Source organism: Garicola koreensis (assembly GCF_014195445.1).
Taxonomy (GTDB): domain Bacteria; phylum Actinomycetota; class Actinomycetes; order Actinomycetales; family Micrococcaceae; genus Nesterenkonia; species Nesterenkonia koreensis.
Genome location: NZ_JACIBT010000001.1, coordinates 1,030,567 through 1,048,763, shown reverse-complemented (window position 1 = coordinate 1,048,763; position 18,197 = coordinate 1,030,567). Strand labels below are relative to the sequence as shown.

Annotated in this window: 19 protein-coding genes, 4 tRNA genes and 1 riboswitch; of the genes, 17 read left to right on the top strand and 6 right to left on the bottom strand. The window is 66.5% G+C overall.

Annotated features, from left to right (window positions below; translation table 11 throughout):
* Window positions 1-25 precede the first annotated feature (25 nt).
* Window positions 26-529: a transcriptional regulator NrdR gene (gene nrdR / locus FHX47_RS04940; protein ID WP_183357704.1), complete on the top strand. Its 504-nt coding sequence runs from the start codon at window positions 26-28 to the stop codon at window positions 527-529.
* A gap of 49 nt (window positions 530-578) precedes the next feature.
* On the opposite strand, the gene rpe is transcribed toward nrdR, so the two are convergent.
* From rpe to FHX47_RS10670, 5 genes are read right to left on the bottom strand one after another with little or no spacing between them, the layout of a single operon-like run.
* Window positions 579-1,241: a ribulose-phosphate 3-epimerase gene (gene rpe / locus FHX47_RS04935; protein ID WP_183357703.1), complete on the bottom strand. Its 663-nt coding sequence runs from the start codon at window positions 1,239-1,241 to the stop codon at window positions 579-581.
* Entirely contained in the window at window positions 1,238-2,692 is a 1,455-nt protein-coding gene (locus tag FHX47_RS04930) for an RsmB/NOP family class I SAM-dependent RNA methyltransferase (protein WP_183357702.1), read from the bottom strand. Before FHX47_RS04930 ends, rpe begins: the two co-directional genes overlap by 4 nt.
* Complete coding sequence (fmt, locus tag FHX47_RS04925; protein WP_183357701.1) at window positions 2,685-3,623, bottom strand: methionyl-tRNA formyltransferase; 939 nt, start codon at window positions 3,621-3,623, stop codon at window positions 2,685-2,687. The genes FHX47_RS04930 and fmt overlap by 8 nt, the downstream gene beginning before the upstream one ends.
* Window positions 3,620-4,150 carry a peptide deformylase gene (def, locus tag FHX47_RS04920; protein WP_183357700.1) on the bottom strand — a complete coding sequence of 177 codons (531 nt, stop codon included), beginning with the start codon at window positions 4,148-4,150 and terminating at the stop codon, window positions 3,620-3,622. The genes fmt and def overlap by 4 nt, the downstream gene beginning before the upstream one ends.
* Before the next feature lie 13 nt (window positions 4,151-4,163).
* Entirely contained in the window at window positions 4,164-5,834 is a 1,671-nt protein-coding gene (locus FHX47_RS10670; protein WP_221205984.1) for an HNH endonuclease signature motif containing protein, read from the bottom strand.
* Between the two features lie 409 nt (window positions 5,835-6,243).
* Between FHX47_RS10670 and FHX47_RS04910 the strand changes: the two genes are divergently transcribed.
* Together FHX47_RS04910 and FHX47_RS04905 are read left to right on the top strand one after the other, a co-directional pair.
* Complete coding sequence (locus FHX47_RS04910) at window positions 6,244-6,864, top strand: DUF6318 family protein (RefSeq protein ID WP_183357699.1); 621 nt, start codon at window positions 6,244-6,246, stop codon at window positions 6,862-6,864.
* A gap of 617 nt (window positions 6,865-7,481) precedes the next feature.
* Complete coding sequence (locus FHX47_RS04905; RefSeq protein ID WP_343064302.1) at window positions 7,482-8,060, top strand: hypothetical protein; 579 nt, start codon at window positions 7,482-7,484, stop codon at window positions 8,058-8,060.
* A gap of 20 nt (window positions 8,061-8,080) precedes the next feature.
* On the opposite strand, the gene FHX47_RS04900 is transcribed toward FHX47_RS04905, so the two are convergent.
* Window positions 8,081-8,950, bottom strand: a complete 870-nt coding sequence (locus tag FHX47_RS04900) for a cytochrome (protein WP_183357698.1) — start codon at window positions 8,948-8,950, stop codon at window positions 8,081-8,083.
* Between the two features lie 130 nt (window positions 8,951-9,080).
* Here FHX47_RS04900 and FHX47_RS04895 point away from each other — a divergent pair.
* The 14 genes from FHX47_RS04895 to FHX47_RS04830 all read left to right on the top strand — a co-directional run bounded on the left by FHX47_RS04895 (window position 9,081) and on the right by FHX47_RS04830 (window position 18,139).
* Window positions 9,081-9,154, top strand: a tRNA-Gly gene (locus tag FHX47_RS04895).
* A gap of 11 nt (window positions 9,155-9,165) precedes the next feature.
* A tRNA-Cys gene (locus tag FHX47_RS04890) sits at window positions 9,166-9,236 on the top strand.
* A 40-nt stretch (window positions 9,237-9,276) separates the two neighbouring features.
* A tRNA-Val gene (locus FHX47_RS04885) sits at window positions 9,277-9,348 on the top strand.
* 19 nt (window positions 9,349-9,367) lie between these two features.
* Window positions 9,368-9,441, top strand: a tRNA-Gly gene (locus FHX47_RS04880).
* A gap of 70 nt (window positions 9,442-9,511) precedes the next feature.
* A riboswitch (FMN riboswitch) is annotated at window positions 9,512-9,638 on the top strand.
* Between the two features lie 13 nt (window positions 9,639-9,651).
* Window positions 9,652-10,743 carry a bifunctional diaminohydroxyphosphoribosylaminopyrimidine deaminase/5-amino-6-(5-phosphoribosylamino)uracil reductase RibD gene (gene ribD / locus FHX47_RS04875; protein WP_246327913.1) on the top strand — a complete coding sequence of 364 codons (1,092 nt, stop codon included), beginning with the start codon at window positions 9,652-9,654 and terminating at the stop codon, window positions 10,741-10,743.
* Between the two features lies 1 nt (window position 10,744).
* Window positions 10,745-12,772, top strand: a complete 2,028-nt coding sequence (ribB, locus tag FHX47_RS04870; RefSeq protein ID WP_183357697.1) for a 3,4-dihydroxy-2-butanone-4-phosphate synthase — start codon at window positions 10,745-10,747, stop codon at window positions 12,770-12,772.
* Complete coding sequence (ribH, locus tag FHX47_RS04865; RefSeq protein WP_183357696.1) at window positions 12,769-13,269, top strand: 6,7-dimethyl-8-ribityllumazine synthase; 501 nt, start codon at window positions 12,769-12,771, stop codon at window positions 13,267-13,269. Before ribB ends, ribH begins: the two co-directional genes overlap by 4 nt.
* 17 nt (window positions 13,270-13,286) lie before the next feature.
* Window positions 13,287-13,550 (top strand): phosphoribosyl-ATP diphosphatase, encoded by a 264-nt coding sequence (locus FHX47_RS04860; RefSeq protein ID WP_183357695.1) that lies wholly within the window; start codon window positions 13,287-13,289, stop codon window positions 13,548-13,550.
* Between the two features lie 14 nt (window positions 13,551-13,564).
* Window positions 13,565-14,455, top strand: a complete 891-nt coding sequence (gene hisG, locus FHX47_RS04855) for an ATP phosphoribosyltransferase (protein ID WP_183357694.1) — start codon at window positions 13,565-13,567, stop codon at window positions 14,453-14,455.
* Window positions 14,456-14,457: 2 nt separating this feature from the next.
* Entirely contained in the window at window positions 14,458-15,222 is a 765-nt protein-coding gene (hisF, locus tag FHX47_RS04850) for an imidazole glycerol phosphate synthase subunit HisF (protein ID WP_183357693.1), read from the top strand.
* The gene (gene hisI / locus FHX47_RS04845; RefSeq protein ID WP_183357692.1) at window positions 15,219-15,554 is read left to right on the top strand and encodes a phosphoribosyl-AMP cyclohydrolase; all 336 of its coding nucleotides are present in this window, start codon (window positions 15,219-15,221) and stop codon (window positions 15,552-15,554) included. Before hisF ends, hisI begins: the two co-directional genes overlap by 4 nt.
* The gene (locus tag FHX47_RS04840; protein WP_183357691.1) at window positions 15,547-17,100 is read left to right on the top strand and encodes a chorismate-binding protein; all 1,554 of its coding nucleotides are present in this window, start codon (window positions 15,547-15,549) and stop codon (window positions 17,098-17,100) included. Before hisI ends, FHX47_RS04840 begins: the two co-directional genes overlap by 8 nt.
* The gene (locus FHX47_RS04835; RefSeq protein ID WP_183357690.1) at window positions 17,097-17,570 is read left to right on the top strand and encodes a Trp biosynthesis-associated membrane protein; all 474 of its coding nucleotides are present in this window, start codon (window positions 17,097-17,099) and stop codon (window positions 17,568-17,570) included. The genes FHX47_RS04840 and FHX47_RS04835 overlap by 4 nt, the downstream gene beginning before the upstream one ends.
* Window positions 17,570-18,139, top strand: a complete 570-nt coding sequence (locus FHX47_RS04830; RefSeq protein ID WP_183357689.1) for a Trp biosynthesis-associated membrane protein — start codon at window positions 17,570-17,572, stop codon at window positions 18,137-18,139. Before FHX47_RS04835 ends, FHX47_RS04830 begins: the two co-directional genes overlap by 1 nt.
* Window positions 18,140-18,197: the final 58 nt, after the last annotated feature.

Here is an 18,197-nt window from a genome sequence, read left to right as displayed (position 1 = left end):
TGTTCGGTGGGAGAGGAGGCCCACTATGTTCTGTCCGTACTGCCGCCACGACTCATCGCGCGTGGTGGATTCCCGCTCACTGGAGGACGGCTCTGGGATCCGGCGTCGTCGCCACTGTCCGCAGTGCTCAAAACGCTTCACCACAGTGGAGACGACGTCATTGAGCGTCATCAAACGTTCCGGGGCAGCCGAACCGTTCGACCGGGCCAAGGTGATCAACGGAGTCCGCAAGGCCTGCCAGGGTCGGCCGGTCTCCACAGACGATCTGGCCGTGCTGGCCCAGGAGGTCGAAGAGTCGGTCCGCGCCTCAGGCAACGCCGAAGTGGATGCCAACGATGTCGGCCTGGCGATCCTGGGGCCGCTGAAGCGCCTGGACGTGGTCGCCTATATGCGCTTCGCCTCGGTCTACCGCGGCTTCGACAACTTGGATGATTTCGAGTCCGCTCTGGAGCAGCTGCGCCGTGAGGAGTTGGACGCAACCACCGAGTCGGGCACCAAGGTGGTGCAGCCGCGCTTCGGTTTCCGGTAGACTGGTCACTCAGGCCGGTGATGGTCTCTTCAGGGGAAGGTTGAGACCGTCACCGGTTCTTCTCTGCCCGGACCATGCTCCGCAGGGCGCTGACAGCCTCGTCCGGGTCGGTGCTGCCGAACACGGCCGAGCCGGCCACGAATGTGTCGGCCCCGGCCTCGGCCGCCCGCAGGATGGTGTCGCGGCTGATGCCGCCGTCCACTTGGACTGCCACGTGGCCGCCGAGATCATCGGCCGCTCGCCGGGCGGCGGCGATCTTCGGCAGTGTGCTCTCCATGAAGGACTGGCCTCCGAACCCCGGCTCCACGGTCATGATCAGCACCATGTCCAGTTCGGAGAGGATCTTCAGATGCGGTTCCAGGCTGGTGCCTGGTTTGACCGCCATCGCCGCTTGGGCACCGTGCGACCGCAGGTCCCGGGCGAGCGCCCCGGGCCGGGCGGCGGCTTCGATGTGGAAGGTGACCGACTCGCATCCGGCTTCGGCGTACTCGGGGGCCCAGCGGTCGGCGTCGTCGATCATCAGGTGGATGTCCAGGGGGAGTGTGGTGGCCGAACGAATGGCTTTGACCACCGGTAGGCCGAGGGTCAGGTTCGGCACGAAGTGATTGTCCATCACGTCGACGTGGACGGCGTCGGCTGATGGGATGCGGGCCAGCTCCTGGGCGAGGTTGGCAAAGTCGGCCGAGAGGATGCTGGGGTGAATAGCGCTCATACGGGCTCCTTCTGCAGCAGGGCGAAGAACATGGCGTCGGTGCCATGGATATGCGGCCACAGCTGAACACATTTGGCGGCGACGTCGTCTGCGGCGGTGGGGCGTGCGGTCATCACCTCGGCTCCGCCGGGCAGCGCGAGGTCGGCCATGACCTGGTGAGCGTCAAGGATGTGCAGGTCGCTGCGGCGGCGCAGCACGTCTTGGACTTGGACGACGGTCTCGGCCATGTGCGGTGAGCAGGTCACGTAGGCCATCAGCCCGTCGGGGGCGAGCGCGTCGGCCCCCGCGTCGAGCAGCTGCTGCTGCAGCGCCGTCAGTTCAGCGAGGTCGGAGGGCTGCCGGCGCCAGCGGGCTTCGGGACGACGACGCAGGGCACCGAGCCCGGTGCAGGGCGCGTCCACCATGATGCGGTCGAAGCTGGTTCCGAGCTCGCTGATGGTGCGGCCGTCTCCGGTGCGGACACTCCAGGCTGTGTCATCAACTGCGGCGAGGGCCTGCTCCACCAGCTTGGCACGGTGGGGAGCGGGTTCGTTGGCGGTGAGGTGGACGTCGAACTCGGAGGCCAGTGCTGCCAGCAGCGCGGCCTTTCCGCCGGGGCCGGCGCAGAGGTCCAGCCAGCGCTCGCCGGGCTGCACAGCAGGCTGGGCCAAGGCACGGGCGACCCACTGCGAGCCGATGTCCTGCACGCGCAGGGACCCCTCGCGCACCCCGTGGAGAAGACCGATGTCTCCGCCGCTGAAGCTCGCCGCCCCATCCAGCAGCTGGGACGGTTCGGCTCCGGCCTCAACGGCCGCGGCGAGATTCGCTTCGCCGCCGGAGACGCCGGGCAGGCCGATCAGGTGTACCTGCGGGGCGACGTTGTCGGCGTCCAGCAGCGCCTCGAGATCATCGGACCGCCCGTGAAGCTTCAATGATTGACGCAGGGCGCGCACCACCCACGCGGGGTGGGCGTGGCGCAGGGCGAGTGCCTCGACGTCGCTGGTGTCGGAGGTGATGGTCTCCAGCCACTCATCCCACGACTTCTCGGCTACCCGACGCAGAACCGCGTTGGTCAGCCCGGAGGGGCCGGTGCCGATCTGGTCGCGGACCAGGGCGACTGTTTCGTTGACGGCCGCGTGGGTGGTGACGCGCATATTGAGCAGCTGATGGCTGCCCAGGCGCAGTGCGTCCAGCACGGGGCGGTCCAGCTGGGACAGCTCTCGGTCGACGCATCTGCTGAGGATGGCATCGTAGGTGCCCGTCCCGCGCAGGGTGCCGTAGGTGAGTTCGGTGGCGAAGCCGGCGTCGCGCTTGTTCAGTGCGGCGCGACGGATGGCTGGGGGCAGCACCAAGTTGGCGTAGGCGTCCTCTTCGCTCACTGCCTGCAGGACTCGGAATGCGACCACCCGGGCGGCGTCGGCGCGGCGGCTGCGCTGTGACGGTGCGGCCCTGCTGTACTGGCGCTTAGCCATGGTTGCCCCCTAGTCGGACGCGTTCCTGCTGTCCGCGAAGCCAATCGGTGGTGTTCATCATCTGTTTTCCGGCGGGTTGGACCTGGCTGAGCACGACGCCGCGACCGTCTCCGGCGGTGAGCACTGCCCCGCCTTGGGGGCCGACTGCTTGGAGATCGCCCGCAGCACCTTCTGCTTCACCGTCGAACCGGCGGGCCACCCCCAGTTTGATCCGGTGGTCCCCGTGCAGCGTCCATGCGCCGGGTTCGGGAATGGTGGCGTTGATGCGATTCACCAGCTCGTCGGCAGGCTGAGTGGGGTCGATGAAGGCATCCTGGCGGGTGAGTTTGGGCGCTAAGCTGGGTTCTCCCTCCTGTGGAACAGGCAGCGAGGTGCCTTGCAGGAGCGTGGGCAACAGGTCGATCAGCAGCCTGGTCCCGAGGTCGGTGAGCTCGGTGAGAGCAGTGCCGGAGGAGGTCATCTGTGGGATGGCGTATTCGGCTCTGCCGTGCAGCGGTCCGGAGTCCATGCCGGCCTCAAGCTGGAAGACCGTGGCTGCTGTGGTCGTCTCGCCGTTGAGGATGGCGTGTTGGACGGGAGCGGCGCCGCGATACTTCGGCAGGTCGGAGTAGTGCAGGTTGACCCAACCGTGGGTGGGAATGTCCAAGGTCGCGCGGGGGAGCAGTGCTCCGTAGGCAACAATGACGCCGAGGGTGGGCTGCCAGCGGGTGAGCTGTTCAGTGGCTGTTTCGTCAACCTTCTCGGCTTTCAGCGTCGGGATTGCTGCTTCTTCTGCTTCTTGGGCGACGGGGGAGGGCGTGAGAGTGCGTTTGCGACCGATGGGCGCATCAGGGCGGGTCAGGACGCCGACGACGTCGAACCCGGCATCCACTATGCCTCGCAGGGCTTGGGCAGCGATCGCGGGGGTTCCGGCAAATACGATGCGAGTCATACCGTCGTCCCTTCTCGCAGGGCGCGGTAGGCCTTCTTCTTGTGCTCGCCGGTGAGGCGATTGAGAAAGAGCGTGCCGTCGAGGTGATCGAGTTCATGCTGGAAGCACGCTGCCAACAGCCCGGTTGCTTCGATGCGGATGGCTTGAGCGTCTTGGCCGACCCCGGTCAGCACTGCATGCGGATAGCGGTCCACGGGGCCGTAAATACCGTTGGGTACGGAGAGGCACCCTTCGCGCAGGACGGTCTCCTCGTTCTCTTCCCCATAGCGCGGAACGAAGGCCGGGTCGCCGCTCAGTTCCAGTTTGGGGTTGATCACCGCACCGCGGCTGTCCTCGACATTCCAGGTGAAGATGCGAAGACCGACACCGACCTGCGGTGCCGCGAGGCCGATTCCTTGGGCATCGTCCATAGTGGCGTACATATCGTCGATGAGCCTGTGGATGCGGGCTTCTGCTGGATCTCTGACGGGGGAGGAGGGGGTTCGCAGCACCGGATCACCGATCTGCCGAAGCGGGAGGACTGACATGCTCATAATTCTGTCACGCAGCCTGTGTGTAGTGGCTCTTGATGTCGTACCCGGCGGTCTTCAACCGATGATGCCTTCGACACAGGACCTGGAGGTTCTCCGCGTGAGTGCCACCGTGCGGCCAGGGAACGATGTGGTCGATATCGCAGCGTTCGGCGGGCGTTCGGCACCCGTCGGCGACGCATACACCGTCGCGGAACTGCAGCGCCGTGCGCAGTCTTGGAGGCGGGTAACGCCCGACTGAGTGATAAGAGAGGATGTCCTCACCATGAGCCTTGGCATCGCTTGGGCTCTCCGCCGAACCGGGTGGTTCTCCGTTCGTCCCGAGTTCGCACCATTTGAGGTTGTCATGCTGTATTCGGAGCATGTCGCGAATATGAGGACCCGGGATCACTGCTCGTCCGTCGCGGCTGATGGCCGGTTGGTCTGAGGTTCCCTTGAGGGTTGCTTCGGGGACCAGAATCCCAATGTGAGTTTCAATCTCGATCCCGTTGCTGCTTCCTCCATCAAGAAGCCAGGCGGTGAACATGTCCAGCGCACGCTGGCTGATGTTCCGAGGATCACCGTCCGCCCGCGTTTCAGGAAGGTGTCCAGCAGCTTGCGCGTCGGTGTTCATTTCGCGGGGGCGCTCGTTCGGGCCGGGTGCTTCGGGCAGGCCTATCGGCGCCCCATCAGTGATATGGAGTCCGTCAGCAAAGGGCACTTGTTGTGCATTGAGGTTTTCCTCCTGCAGCTCCTGCGCCATGTGTTGGGCTGCCTGCCCGATTTCCCAACTATCGATCAGGGTGACCTCGCTTCCCTCAGAGCGGCGACCCGCATGCATCCACTGGTTGAGTGCGCGGGTGAGCTCGAGGCGCTGTTCCTGCTGATCGATCTGGGTGGCGATGAGGGGGTTGTGTGGAATCGCCTGCTGAGGCGATCGCGCAACGGCTTCGAGCTTCTGCTGAATGCTGTGGGCTGTCATGGTCGGCATGATTGCGGTCAGCAGGCTCATGCCGTCATCCAGGTCCCGTACTGTCACGTGGCGCTCCTTCGCCGCTCGCGTAAAACGCTCGGCGGCACCGATGGGTTCGACCTTCGCGATGAAGCGCCGCAGCCAATCATTGAGCTGTCCTGGACGGTGAGTCTCGGCATACGCGGGTGCCTTCTCATCAAGCTTTTCGATGGTGCCTTCCTTGAGCGGCTTGTTCAAGGTGCCGGCAATGCTGCGCAGCGCGCCACAGGTAATTCTTCCTTCGCGGAATGCTTGCCAGACTTTGGGCAACTGTGTGCGTGCGCTTTCGGCAGCAATGTGCAGACTCGTGACGTGATGTTCAGACAGGTTGAGCGCGTCTGCCGCACACATTATGGCCGCATCCTCAGCCGTTCTTACGGCATTTTCGGACTGTTGGGCGCATAAACGAAGAGCTTCGGGGGAAGCCTCACGGGCTTGAAGACTTTCGTAGTCTGCTCGCACTTCGCGACGCGTCTCATCGGTCTGGGAGTCGATGTACTTCATGAGAGTGACAAGTTTGTTGGCCTCAGCTATGCGTGCCGCGTATTCGGCTTCCCAGATCACCCGAGTCTTTGGGTCACGGAGCTCCGGAGGCTCGGGCTGGTCGCTTGCAGCTCCAGCCCCGGAAGCCTTCTCCGATTGGTCGTCTCCGCCGGTGATGCCGGAGGGACTGTTCTCATCCGTGCCCATGATTCGATTATATCTTCGAATGACTCTCGGAGTCAATGCATTTGCGAACATATATTCTAGTTTGATGTGAATGAATGACTGTGGCTAGCTCGGCAATTTGCCGCCCGCCTACTTATCCACAGCCCCAAACTTCCTCTGGCGCATGTGACCTCAAGGCATTAGCGTAAGGAGTGGCCTCAGTCACACTCATCTTTGTGGCTGGATTCGGAAACCGTTTCAGGAACGTGAACTCGTAGTGAGCAGAGAAGCAGCCACCCGACGAAAAGGTGTTACTCGCAGTAAGCCGCCGGGTGACAGAGGTGGGTGGTCGAGCGGGAGGCGTTCCTGGTTCACCGCCGCCGGTCTGATCGGACTAGGTTCTCTCCTGGCGTCCTGCGGCGGGGGCGCTGGTGGATCGCAGCCTACGGTGTTGGAGTCGGCTCCGCCGCCGACGGAAGTGTCGCCTACAGCGTCTACTGCGGAGGAAGGATCCGGCGAATCATCTGAGCCAGGCGAAGACGAAACCGATGAAGCTGAGCCGATCCCGGCATCGTCGGAGGGTCCAGCGCAGAATTGGCCTGAGCCTGAAATTCCCGAGGCAATCTACGAGCCGACTGAAGAAGGCGCAGAAGCGCTGATTCAATACTGGTTCGACGCCCGCCACCATGCCCGCATCACCGGCGACGTGGAGGTGCTGGAGTACGTGTCGCTTCCCGACTGCGAGCTTTGTGCTGTACAGGTTGAGCGGTTGCAGGAGGTTTACCCTCAAGGTTGGTACGTCGAGGAAGTCCCAAGCACAGTCGAGGAAGAATATGTCCGGCAAGAAGGGGAAGCGATAGTCTCTGGCCTGTTTGCTTTGGATGAATCTGAGTTCCAATCCTACTGGGAAGGGGAACTTCAAAGTGGGCGGTCCCGGGAGCAGTTAGACATATTTGGATTGGACTTCCGTTTTCAAGATGGCCGGTGGCAGGCCTTCGATTTTTCCCATCTGGGCACCTCGGATGAGGGGATTGACGCAGACGACGTACGCCAGTTCGAAGAGGGGGAATAGCTGTGAGACTCCGTTCCTCACTAACCGCTTTGGCGGCCAGTACCCTAATTATGATTGGAGGCGTCAGTGCGGCCGCGTCAGGGAATGAGCCACCTCCAGGCCTGGATGCGTACTTTGAAGAAGACGCGGTGGAGGTGCAACTATCTCGTGAGACTCGCCCCTCGGAGCGTACTCGGGGGGCAGAGAGCGAGGAGGGCGCCACCGAGGAGATCCAAACACCCGGCGCGCGGCGAATCCCCGACAACCCTGTTACTTTCCCCCGAGATCCCGGTTCAGAGCCCCCGGCTGGGAATGCGGAGGGCACCGAGGCTACAAATCCACTGCCACCGGGTGAAGATGGCGCTACGGCAAGTTACTGCAGAGCGATCACCTGGACCGTTGATGAAGCCTGTCAAGCGATAATTAACCTGACCGCTTCGTCTGAGCCTTGTGCTGTCACGTCAGAAGTTGCGAGGAGCCAAGGGCAATCGAGCCTTGCTCCCGTCTGCTTCGACGAGACGCCGGAGCCAATCGCGGAGGGCCCGGTCATTGAGGAGGCTGTTGAGTTCGCGGAGGAGACGGGGGAGAGCGACGGTGAGCCTGATATCTCTGTCATCATCGAGCAGATCCCGGGGCTTGTGTCTGAGGAGTTCACCACACTGCCGATCGACGGTGGGTCGGTCCAGTTCGAAGAGGATCTGCTGGGCTTCGGCTTTATCAACCGTCACACCAATGTCTTTGCTGATGTCGAGGACCAATCGTTCCAGCGGGACATGCTCGGCATCGACGTCGAAATCCGTGCTGTGCCCGTCGACTACCACTTCGACTACGGTGATGGCGCTACGCGCACCACAGCGTCTCCCGGCAGCTCTACCGCTGATCAAGCAGCGAGCGGCTCGGCCCTCACCGACGTGGAGACCCCAACCTCTCACGTCTATCAGGAGACCGGACTATACGACGTGGACCTGACCACGACCTTCACCGGTGAGTACCGCATCGCTGGCGGCACCTGGACTCCGATCGCCGACTCCACCACAGTCGCTGCATCACCGGGGCAAGCCGACATCTGGCGCACCCAGGCCCGCCACGTCTCCGGCCAATGCGAGGACCATGCCCAATGGGGGTGCAACGGGCCCTTCACCATAGAAGGCGATGACCGGCCCCCTGAAGTCTTCGCCGACCAGTACGACGACGCCGGCAACTGGCGGGGCCCCTGACTCAGTATCTGACTCGGTCCCTAAGGGCCGGCCGGAACGGAGGCCGGCGGCGGGCCGACCGGGTTGAGCGCCCGGCCCGACTCGGCGCAGGTGCGCGCGTGCTCCCACACCTGCCGCAGCGCCCAGAACTTCCGCCAATGCGTGCGCAGGCTCGAGGAGTCCGCCTGCATGGGAACCACCTCCGCCTCAGAGACCGCCACAGCGAGAAGTACCGGCTCCACCTCCGCCTCGGCGTACGGCCATGGCTCCCACGACCCGGCCGCGGCGTCGACCAGCACCTCCTCGGCGCGAAATCCGGCCACCAGCTGCATCACCACCGAATCGTTCAGCGGCTTCGCCCGGCCGTCTCGGGTCAGGCCCTTCGTCTTAAAGTCCAGAATGCACAGCCGTCCGCCGATCTCAGCCACCAGATCCAGCGTGCCCGCATACCCCACCGTGTGGTTCCACACCGTGACCTCAGCGGCAACCGGCTTCACCCCATAGAGCTGCCACCACTCGTCCAGACGATCAGCAAAACGGGACTCCCCACGCTGCGCCAGTGCGGCTCGGGCGCCGTCCGGGTCGGCGGCAGACCCCAGGGCCGACAGCGCGAGCTGCTCGGCATAGGCGTGAACCCGGTCCCCGCGCGCCGCAGCCGCATCGCGGAACCGCTCCGCCGCCGAGGAGGCCTCCCGCGCCAGTCTGCGCAGATCCGCGGCAGAACCCACGGCGCCGTTGAGCCTGGCGTCGCTGATCAGTTCGGAAGTGGCCATATGGCCCGCCCAGCCGGTGAAGTCCTTGGCCTCCTGGGCGATCACCGTGGTGATCGAGGGAACCTCCGGAGCGCTGGTGAGCGAACGTGAGTACATGCGTCCGAACTCGGTGGCGTGAGCAAGCTGGGGGTCGGTCATAGTCCAGCAGTCTCCCACGGACCCCGGACGTGAGCGCAGTCTGCCGGGACGGCTGAGCAGCGATTGGACTCGCTCGTCGAAACTGAGTTAAAGTGTCATGTCGTCGACCGGCTGCTGGAAAGTCGGCGCTGCGGATGTAGCTCAGCTGGCTAGAGCACCACCTTGCCATGGTGGGGGTCGCGAGTTCGAATCTCGTCATCCGCTCGCAGGAGCCCGGTGGGGTGGCCGAATGGCGAGGCAACGGCCTGCAAAGCCGTGTACGCGGGTTCGATTCCCGTCCCCACCTCGCTGGGTCCGGGACGCCGGGCCTGCACACAAATGCATAGGCGCGATTAGCGCAGCGGTAGCGCGCTTCCCTGACACGGAAGAGGTCACTGGTTCGATCCCAGTATCGCGCACGAGGGGTAGAACCCTCTTGCGGATGTAGCTCAGCTGGCTAGAGCACCACCTTGCCATGGTGGGGGTCGCGAGTTCGAATCTCGTCATCCGCTCGCAGCTGAAGAACGACGCCCGGAGTCATGACGATTCCGGGCGTCGTTCTTTCTGTGGCAAGATAGTTTCTACGTGCTTACGGGATCGGTGAAAGTCCGAACCGGCGGTGACAGTCCGCGACCCAGTGCGAAGCGCACTGGTTGAACCGGTGGAAATCCGGTACCGACAGTCAGAGTCTGGATGGGAGGAGCACAGAAGGAGACTGTCCATTGGGCAACGCCCACATCTGCGCCACCACCGGCCACCAGCCGCTCATGCAGGCCGCCCTCGACGCCGCAGAGCTGGGCCACCGGGGAGCGAACCCCCTGGTCGGAGCGATCATCACCGACGACGACGGCACAGTGATCGCCACCGGGCACCACCGCGGAGCCGGAACATTCCACGCTGAGCGCGATGCCATCACCGCCGCATACGCGGCCGGGTACACCGACCTTTCCTCCACCACGCTCTACACGACGCTGGAGCCCTGCCGACACGCCGGCCGCCAACCCGCCTGCACCGAACTCATCGAGGCAGCGGCCATCACCACGATCATCTGCGCCACCACCGACCCGACTGCAAACGGCGGGGGAGCGCAGCTGCTGCGCCAGCGCGGAGCCGAGGTCACCGTTGGGGTGCTGGAAGCCGAAGCCGAGCGGCTCAACCACCGGTGGACCCTCGCCCAGCAGCAGGGCCGACCCTTCGTCACCGTTCACATGGCGCAGAGCCTGGACGCCCGCATCGCCGCGGCCGACGGCACCAGCCAGTGGATCACCTCAGCGGCCTCCCGCAGCCACACCCACCGCATCCGGCAGCGGGTGGACGCGATCCTCGTGGGCACCAACACGGCGGCGGTCGACGATCCCCGCCTCAACGCCCGCGACGACGACGGCGAACCGAGTCCGCACCAGCCGCTGCGCTGCGTGATGGGTCTTCGGCCCACCCCCGCAGAAGCGCAGCTCACTGCCGGCAGACCCGAAGGTCAGGGATGGATGCAGCTGCGCACCCGGGAGCCGCTGCAGGCGCTGCGCACCCTGGCGGCCACCGGCCACAGCGGCCACCCGGTCCGGCACGTGCTCGTCGAAGGCGGCCAGAGCGTGCTTTCGGCGTTCTTCGCCGCGGGCCTGGTCGATGAGATCTTCGTCTACACCGCCCCGCTGCTCCTGGGAGCCGGACGAGCCAGCCTGGCCGACATCGGCGTCACCACGCTGGCCCAGGGGCTGCGCTGCGAACTCGACACCGCCGACGGCGGCCCCGTCACCCTGCTGGACAACGACGTCTGCATCCACCTTGCCCCGGCCGGGCCGAAAGGAGACCACTGATATGTTCACCGGAATCATCACCGGCACCGGTCGCTGCCTCGAGCGCACCGCCGACCCGGTCAAGGGAGTCGAGCGGCTCACCTTCGACGCCGCTGGCCACACCGCCGACCTCGAGCTGGGCGGATCCATCGCCGTCAACGGGGTCTGCGTCTCCGCGGTGGAGATCGCCGGCGAGCAGATCACCGTCGAGGTGATCGAGGAGACCCTGAAGCGCACCACCCTCGGCGAGCTGACCGCCGGTGACCGGCTGAACCTGGAGCGCTGCCTGCCCGCCGGTGCGCGGCTGGACGGCCATGTGGTCCAGGGCCACGTGGACGGCATGGCCACACTGGTCGAGCGCGACCACAACGACGGCCGGCACCGCTTCAGCGTGGATGCCCAGGTGGCCAAGTTCATCGCAGAGAAGGGCTCCATCGCCGTCGACGGTGTCTCCCTGACCATCACCGAGGTCGGCGAGGACGCCGGCGCGGCCTGGTTCGAGGTCGGGCTGATCCCCACCACGCTGGCCGAGACCACCCTGGGGGGCAAGCAACTTGGCGACGGTGCCAACATCGAAGTCGACGTGCTGGCCAAATACGTCAGCCGGATGCTGAACTTCGATGCCCAGAGCACCCAGAGCACCCAGAGCACCCAGAGCACACAGAGCACCCAGAGCACACAGGTCATCGAGCACGACGACGACGCTGCCCTGCTCGCCGTGACCCCACCGAACACCCCGGCGCCGATTCTCGACCCCATTGAGGTGGCCCTGAACCAGCTCGCCCAGGGCCGGCCCGTCGTCGTCGTCGATGATGCTGACCGGGAGAACGAGGGCGACCTGATCTTCCCCGCGGCAGTGGCGAGCCAAGAGCTGATGGCGATGACCATCCGCTACACCTCGGGGGTGCTGTGCACACCAATGAGCGCTGAGCGGGCGGCGCACCTGGGCCTGCCGCCGATGACGCGCAGCAACCAGGACCCCAAGGGGACCGCCTATACCATCAGCTGCGACGCCGCGGCGGTCACCTCCACCGGCATCAGCGCCGAGGACCGGTCCATCACCGCGCGGGCGCTGGCCGATCCCGGCACCGGCCCGCAGCAGCTGACCCGGCCCGGGCACATATTCCCGCTGATCGCCGACGCCGAGGGGGTGCTGGGCCGCGACGGGCACACCGAGGCCGCAGTGGACCTGTGCCGGCTGGCCGGATACCCGGAGGTTGGGGTGATCGGCGAGCTGGTCCACGACGACGGCACCATGATGCGCCTGCCCGGGCTGCGGGAGTTCGCCGACGCCCACGAGCTGGCGCTGATCAGCATCGCCGACCTGATCGAGTACCGCGGCGGCACCGCCAGCCCCGATGCCGTGCGCGAGTCCTACCTGACCTCCTGGGAGGAGCCCCACGATGAGGCCGCCAAACTGGTCACCGGCGGGCCCCAGGTGACCCTGCCCACCGACGTCGGGGTGTTCACCGCCCAGGTGTGGACCGAACATCTCAGCGGCCACGAGCACATTCTGCTCTCCGCGCAGCAGGCAGAGACCGACAACCCCCTGGTGCGGATGCATTCGGAGTGCCTCACCGGAGACGTGCTGGGCTCCCACCGGTGCGACTGCGGCACCCAGCTGACCTCCGCGCTGGAGACCATCGAGCGCGAAGGCGGACACCTGCTCTACCTGCGCGGCCATGAGGGCCGCGGCATCGGGCTGGCCAATAAGCTGCGCGCCTACAAGCTGCAGGAGGACGGCGCCGACACGGTGGAGGCCAACGAGATGCTGGGCCTGGCCGCCGAGCTGCGCGACTTCACCGGCGCGGCGGCGATCCTGCACAGTGCCGGGCTGAGCCGGCTGCGGCTGCTGACCAACAACCCGGCCAAGGTCCAGGCGCTGGCCGCGACGGGCCTCACCGTGGAGCAGGTGCCCTCCAACGGAGTGGTGCACCGGGACAACGCGCGCTACCTGCGCACCAAGCGAGACAGAATGGCCCATATGCTCGATCACCTGCAGCTGCAGGAGCAGGGCGAAATCACCACCGAAGGAGCAGCCCACCCATGAGCGGCACCGGCACTGTGCAGATCAGCGAGGCAGAGCTGAAGGACCTGACTGCGGCGGCCCAAGACCTGGGCCTGCGGGTGGCCGTGGTCGCCTCCCGGTGGCACACCACGGTGATGGGGGGACTCATCGCCGGGGCCGGTCGGTTCCTGGAGGCAGTCGGCCTCACCGACTACACGCTGCTGCGGGCCCCGGGCAGCTTCGAGCTGCCGGTGATCACCGCTCACGCGGCGCGGCAGTACGACGTCGTCGTCGCCCTGGGTGTTGTGATCCGCGGCGGGACTCCGCATTTTGAGTACGTCTGCTCGGCCGCCACTGAGGGCCTGAGCCGGCTGGCGATCGACACCGGCACCCCCGTGGGCTTCGGCCTGCTGACCTGCGACACCGAGGAGCAGGCGCTGGACCGGGCGGGGCTGGCCTCCTCCACCGAGGACAAGGGGTTCGAAGCCGCGCACGCCGGTGTGTCCGCAGCGGTGGAAATCGCGAAGCTGGACGCTTAAGGCATAGGCTGGAGGGCGTGAAAACTTTCGATGAGCTCTTCGCCGAACTGAGCCAGAAGATCGCCGAACGCCCTGCCGGATCCTCGACCGTGGTCGCCGTGGACGCCGGCACCCATCAGATCGGCAAGAAGATCGTCGAGGAGGCCGCCGAAGTGTGGATGGCCGCGGAGTACGAAAGCCGCGAGGAGGCGGCCGAGGAGATCTCCCAGCTGATCTACCACCTGCAGGTGATGATGCTCGCCAAGGGGCTCACACCCGAGGACATCTACCGCTACCTGTGAGGAACACCCACCCCATGTCTGAACCACGCACTACGCTTCGGGTCGCCGTGCCGAATAAGGGATCGCTCTCCGAATCGGCGATGGATATGCTCTCCGAGGCCGGATACCTGCAGCGCCGCGACCGCAACGAGCTGGTCCTGGTCGACGAGGTCAATGGAGTCGAGTTCTTCTACCTGCGCCCCCGCGACGTCGCCGTCTATGTGGGCTCGGGGATCCTGCACCTGGGCCTGACCGGCCGCGACCTGTTTCAGGACGCCTCAGTGGAGACCGGTGCCCAGGAGATCATGGGGCTGGGATTCGGCCGCTCCACCTTCCGGCTCGCCGGCCCGCGGGGCAGCTTCACGGCGGCCGAGGAGCTGGCCGGCCGACGCGTGGCCACCACCTATGACGGACTGCTCTCCAACTGGTTCGCAACCCAGGGGATCGACGACGTGGAGGTCGTCCACCTCGACGGCGCCGTGGAATCCTCGGTGCGCCTGGGCGTCGCCGATGCCATCGCTGATGTGGTCGAGACCGGCAACACGCTCAAGGCCGCCGGCATGGAGACCTTCGGGGCCCCGATCATGGAGTCGGAGGCCATCCTGATCGCCGGCAACGGCAAGCCCCACGACGACGCCCAAGCGATCGAGCGCGACACCCAGCGGCTGATCCGCCGGCTGCGCGGGGTGCTGGTGGCCCGGCAGTACGTGATGATGGACTACGACATCCGCCGGGAGAACCTGGACGAAGCCATGGCGCTGACCCCCGGACTGGAATCGCCCACCATCTCCCCGCTGGCCGATGAGCGGTGGGTGGCAGTGCGCTCCATGGTGCCGGCCAAGCGCACGAACCAGCTGATGGACGAACTCTACGACCTGGGTGCGCGCGCCATCCTGGTCTCCACGATCCACGCGTGCAGGATCTGATCATGAGCCTAGCCGTACGTGTGATCCCCTGCCTCGACGTCGACAGCGGCCGGGTGGTCAAGGGGGTCAACTTCGAGAACCTGCGCGACGCCGGCGACCCGGTGGAGCTGGCCGCACGCTATGACCAGGCCGGTGCCGATGAGCTGACCTTCCTAGACGTCACCGCCTCCTCCAGCGACCGGGAGACCACCTATGACATGGTCTCGCGCACCGCTGAGGAGGTGTTCATCCCGCTGACCGTCGGCGGCGGAGTCCGCACCGCCGAAGATGTGGCAACCCTGCTGCGATCCGGCGCCGATAAGGCCTCCATCAACACCGCAGCAGTGTCCCGGCCCGAGGTGATCAACGAGATCGTCGCCCGGTTCGGCTCCCAGGTGCTGGTGCTCAGCGCCGATGTGGCACGGTCTGCGGACGTCGCATCCGGCTTCGAGGTCACCACCCACGGCGGGCGCACCTCCACCGGCATCGACGCGCTGGCGTGGTGCGTCGACGCCGCAGAGCGCGGGGTCGGCGAGATCCTGCTCAACTCCATCGACGCCGACGGCACCGAAGCCGGCTTCGACCTTGAGCTGATCGCCGCAGCCCGGGCGGTGACCCGGGTGCCGCTGATCGCCTCCGGCGGAGCCGGGGACCCCAGCCACTTCCCGCCGGCGATCGCCGCCGGGGCCGACGCCGTGCTGGCGGCCAGCCTCTTCCACTTCGGACCGGTGGACATGATCGCCCGCGTCAAGGACGAGATCCGGCAGGCGGGGTACAGCGTCCGATGAGCACACTGGAGCAGGTCAGCTACAACGACGACGGACTGGTACCGGTGATCGCCCAGGAGGCCGACTCCGGGGACGTGCTCATGCTGGCCTGGATGAACGCCGAGGCGTTGGAGGCCACCCTGAACTCGCGGCGGGCCACCTACTGGTCACGCTCGCGCGGAAGACTGTGGGTCAAGGGTGAGAGCTCAGGCAACATCCAGCAGGTGCGCAGCCTCAGCCTCGACTGCGACGGCGACACAGTGCTGCTGCAGGTCGATCAGACCGGACCCGCCTGCCACACCGGAACGCCCACCTGCTTCACCGACCGTGAGCTGGAGGTCGGGGATGCATAAATTCGGCGTCGTCTCACCCACCCGGGAGGAGTTCCTCGACCTGGCGGCCGATCACCGGGTGATTCCGGTCTCGGTGCAGGTGCTGGCCGACAGCCACACACCGCTGAGCATCTATCGCGCCCTGGCCGCGGGGGAGCCGGGCACCTTCCTGATGGAGTCGGCGGCCCCCGGGGCCGCCTGGGACCGGCACAGCTTCATCGGCGTCAACTCGGCGGCCACCCTGTCGGAGAAGGACGGCCGCGCCCACTGGATCGGGGACCCTCCGGCCGGCGCCCCCGAGTCCGGAACCGCCGCCGAGGTCCTGCAGCAGACACTTCAGTTCCTCACCGGCGATCACGGCCGGGCCCTGACCCGGCAGCTGCCGCACCTGTCCTCCGGGCTGGTCGGCTACGCCGGGTGGGACGTGGTCCGGCAGTGGGAGCGGCTGCCCGGCGGGCCCGTCGACGACGTCGGGCTGCCCCAGCTGGCCATGAACCTGATCTCAGACTTAGCGGTGCACGACAATCGTGACGGGACGGTCACCCTGATCGCCAATGCGATCAACCGCGACGGCCGGGCCACCGGTGCGGCCGCAGCCTATGACGACGCGCTCGCCCGCCTGGACGCCATGCGTGCCACACTGGATGAGCCATTGGCCGCGGAAGTCTCAGCCGCCCCACAGGACTGGGGGGAGCTGGTCGAGGCCGATCTGGCGACCAAGGTCGAGCACACCTGGGACGAGCAGCAGTACCTGGCGACGCTGACGCGGGCCAAACAGGCCATCGTCGACGGTGAGGTCTTCCAGATCGTGATCTCGCGCCGGTTCGAGGTCGCCACCAGTGTGGACGCGCTGGCGGTCTACCGGATGATGCGGCTGCTCAACCCCAGCCCCTACATGTACCTGATGCACTTCCAGACCCCCGACGGAGAGCCCTACCAGGTGGTCGGCGCCTCACCGGAGGCGCTGGTGACGGTGGACGCCGAGCAGCGGGTGATCACCCACCCCATCGCCGGCACCCGGCCCCGCGGGGGAGATCCGGTGCAGGACGACGAACTGGCCGCCGAGCTGCTGGCCGACGAAAAGGAGCGCGCCGAACACCTCATGCTGGTGGACTTAGCGCGCAACGACCTCGCCAAAGTCTGCGAGCCCGGCTCCGTGGAGGTCACCCGGTTCATGGCGGTGGAGAAGTTCAGCCACGTGATGCACATGACCAGTCACGTCCAGGGGAAGCTGGCGGCGGGCGCCTCCTCCTTCGACGCGCTGGCGGGGACCTTTCCCGCCGGAACACTCTCCGGGGCGCCGAAGCCGCGCGCCCTGCAGCTGCTGGACCAGTGGGAACCCACCGGCCGCGGCGTCTACGGGGGAGTGGTCGGCTACTTCGACCTCTCCGGGCGCATGGACGCAGCCATCGCCATCCGCTCGGCCGTGCTGGCGGGCGGGCGAGCGTATGTGCAGTCCGGCGGTGGGATCGTCGCCGACTCGGACGAGGACGCCGAGCGCCTGGAGACCGTCAACAAGGCCGCCGCCCCGCTGCGGGCAGTCCTGGCGGCAGGGAGGCTGACATGATCGGCCACCTCGCCCACTTCTTCCAGCGCCGCAACACCATCCTGGTCCTCCAGGCCGGGGCGGTGCTGCTGCTGATCTCCTCGGTGCTCACCTGGGTCAGCGTCGGCGGCGGTCAGTCCGCCGTCTCGCTCTCCGGTGCGGAGATGACCACGCTGGTGCGCACCATCGGGGTGATCGGCGTCATCGGCGGGGTGCTGATCACCATGGCCCGCCGCTGGGTGCGGGGAGCCCTGGCGGCAGTGCTGCTGGGCGGCGGACTGATCGCCCTGGCTGCTGCCGTGGTCGCGATGCTCGACCCGGCACAGGCTGCGGCCCCGGCACTGTCCAGACTGGGCGCAGACGGTGATGTCCATACCCTCGGCGTCGGCCTCTGGGCCGGTCTGGCCGGAAGCGTGGTGCTGATCAGCGGGGCCCTGGCCGTACTGCTGTTCTCACCGGGCTGGGACGACGAATCGGAAGGCGGTGCTTGATGCTCAGTCGTCGCAATGTGGTCCTCACCGCGCTGATCGGTGCTGCCGCGCTGATGCTCTCCACCACCATGACGTGGGTCTCCGCTGAGGGGCTCGGAGAGACCTCCTCCGTCTCGACGGTCTCCGTCTCCGGCTCTGAGGCCGCCGACACGGTTGCCGCGATGGGCCTGGTGGGACTGGCCGGCGCCCTGGCTGTGACCATCGCCGGGCGCACCGGCCGCCGGATCATCGCCGGACTGCTGGTCATCGCCGCCGCAATGGCCCTCTACACCTCAGTGGGTGCGCTCATCGATCCCGCCGGAGCGGCGGAGACGGTGGTGGGAGAGTTCACCGGAACCACGACGACGGCGCAGAACTATCAGCTGGGCTTCGGCGCCTGGATCGCCGCGGCGGGTGCGGTGCTGATGCTGGGGTCCTCGGCGGCGCTGCTGAGCGTCGGCCACCGCTGGCCGGACCGGAAGGCGTCGAAGAAGTACAGCCGCAGCGGCGCAGAAGACACTGCTGAGCCGGACGAGTACGACCTGTGGGACAGCCTCAGCGAAGGCGACGACCTCACCGAGCGCAGTTAGGGCGCCTGCTGATTCGCCACGTCGGCGGGTCATGGCAGAATGGACTGCAGAATTAACC

Excerpts from the sequence above, each read along its gene's own strand:
- nrdR (WP_183357704.1), top strand. The coding sequence starts at position 26 with ATGTTCTGTCCGTACTGCCGCCACGACTCATCGCGCGTGGTGGATTCC.
- FHX47_RS04900 (WP_183357698.1), bottom strand. The coding sequence starts at position 8,950 with ATGACCGACCCCCAGCTTGCTCACGCCACCGAGTTCGGACGCATGTAC.
- ribH (WP_183357696.1), top strand. The coding sequence starts at position 12,769 with ATGAGCGGCACCGGCACTGTGCAGATCAGCGAGGCAGAGCTGAAGGAC.
- FHX47_RS04840 (WP_183357691.1), top strand. The coding sequence starts at position 15,547 with ATGCATAAATTCGGCGTCGTCTCACCCACCCGGGAGGAGTTCCTCGAC.
- FHX47_RS04830 (WP_183357689.1), top strand. The coding sequence starts at position 17,570 with ATGCTCAGTCGTCGCAATGTGGTCCTCACCGCGCTGATCGGTGCTGCC.
- FHX47_RS04930 (WP_183357702.1), bottom strand. The coding sequence starts at position 2,692 with ATGGCTAAGCGCCAGTACAGCAGGGCCGCACCGTCACAGCGCAGCCGC.
- FHX47_RS04835 (WP_183357690.1), top strand. The coding sequence starts at position 17,097 with ATGATCGGCCACCTCGCCCACTTCTTCCAGCGCCGCAACACCATCCTG.
- hisI (WP_183357692.1), top strand. The coding sequence starts at position 15,219 with ATGAGCACACTGGAGCAGGTCAGCTACAACGACGACGGACTGGTACCG.
- def (WP_183357700.1), bottom strand. The coding sequence starts at position 4,150 with ATGTCAGTCCTCCCGCTTCGGCAGATCGGTGATCCGGTGCTGCGAACC.
- ribB (WP_183357697.1), top strand. The coding sequence starts at position 10,745 with ATGTTCACCGGAATCATCACCGGCACCGGTCGCTGCCTCGAGCGCACC.
- rpe (WP_183357703.1), bottom strand. The coding sequence starts at position 1,241 with ATGAGCGCTATTCACCCCAGCATCCTCTCGGCCGACTTTGCCAACCTC.
- hisG (WP_183357694.1), top strand. The coding sequence starts at position 13,565 with ATGTCTGAACCACGCACTACGCTTCGGGTCGCCGTGCCGAATAAGGGA.
- FHX47_RS10670 (WP_221205984.1), bottom strand. The coding sequence starts at position 5,834 with ATGGGCACGGATGAGAACAGTCCCTCCGGCATCACCGGCGGAGACGAC.
- hisF (WP_183357693.1), top strand. The coding sequence starts at position 14,458 with ATGAGCCTAGCCGTACGTGTGATCCCCTGCCTCGACGTCGACAGCGGC.
- fmt (WP_183357701.1), bottom strand. The coding sequence starts at position 3,623 with ATGACTCGCATCGTATTTGCCGGAACCCCCGCGATCGCTGCCCAAGCC.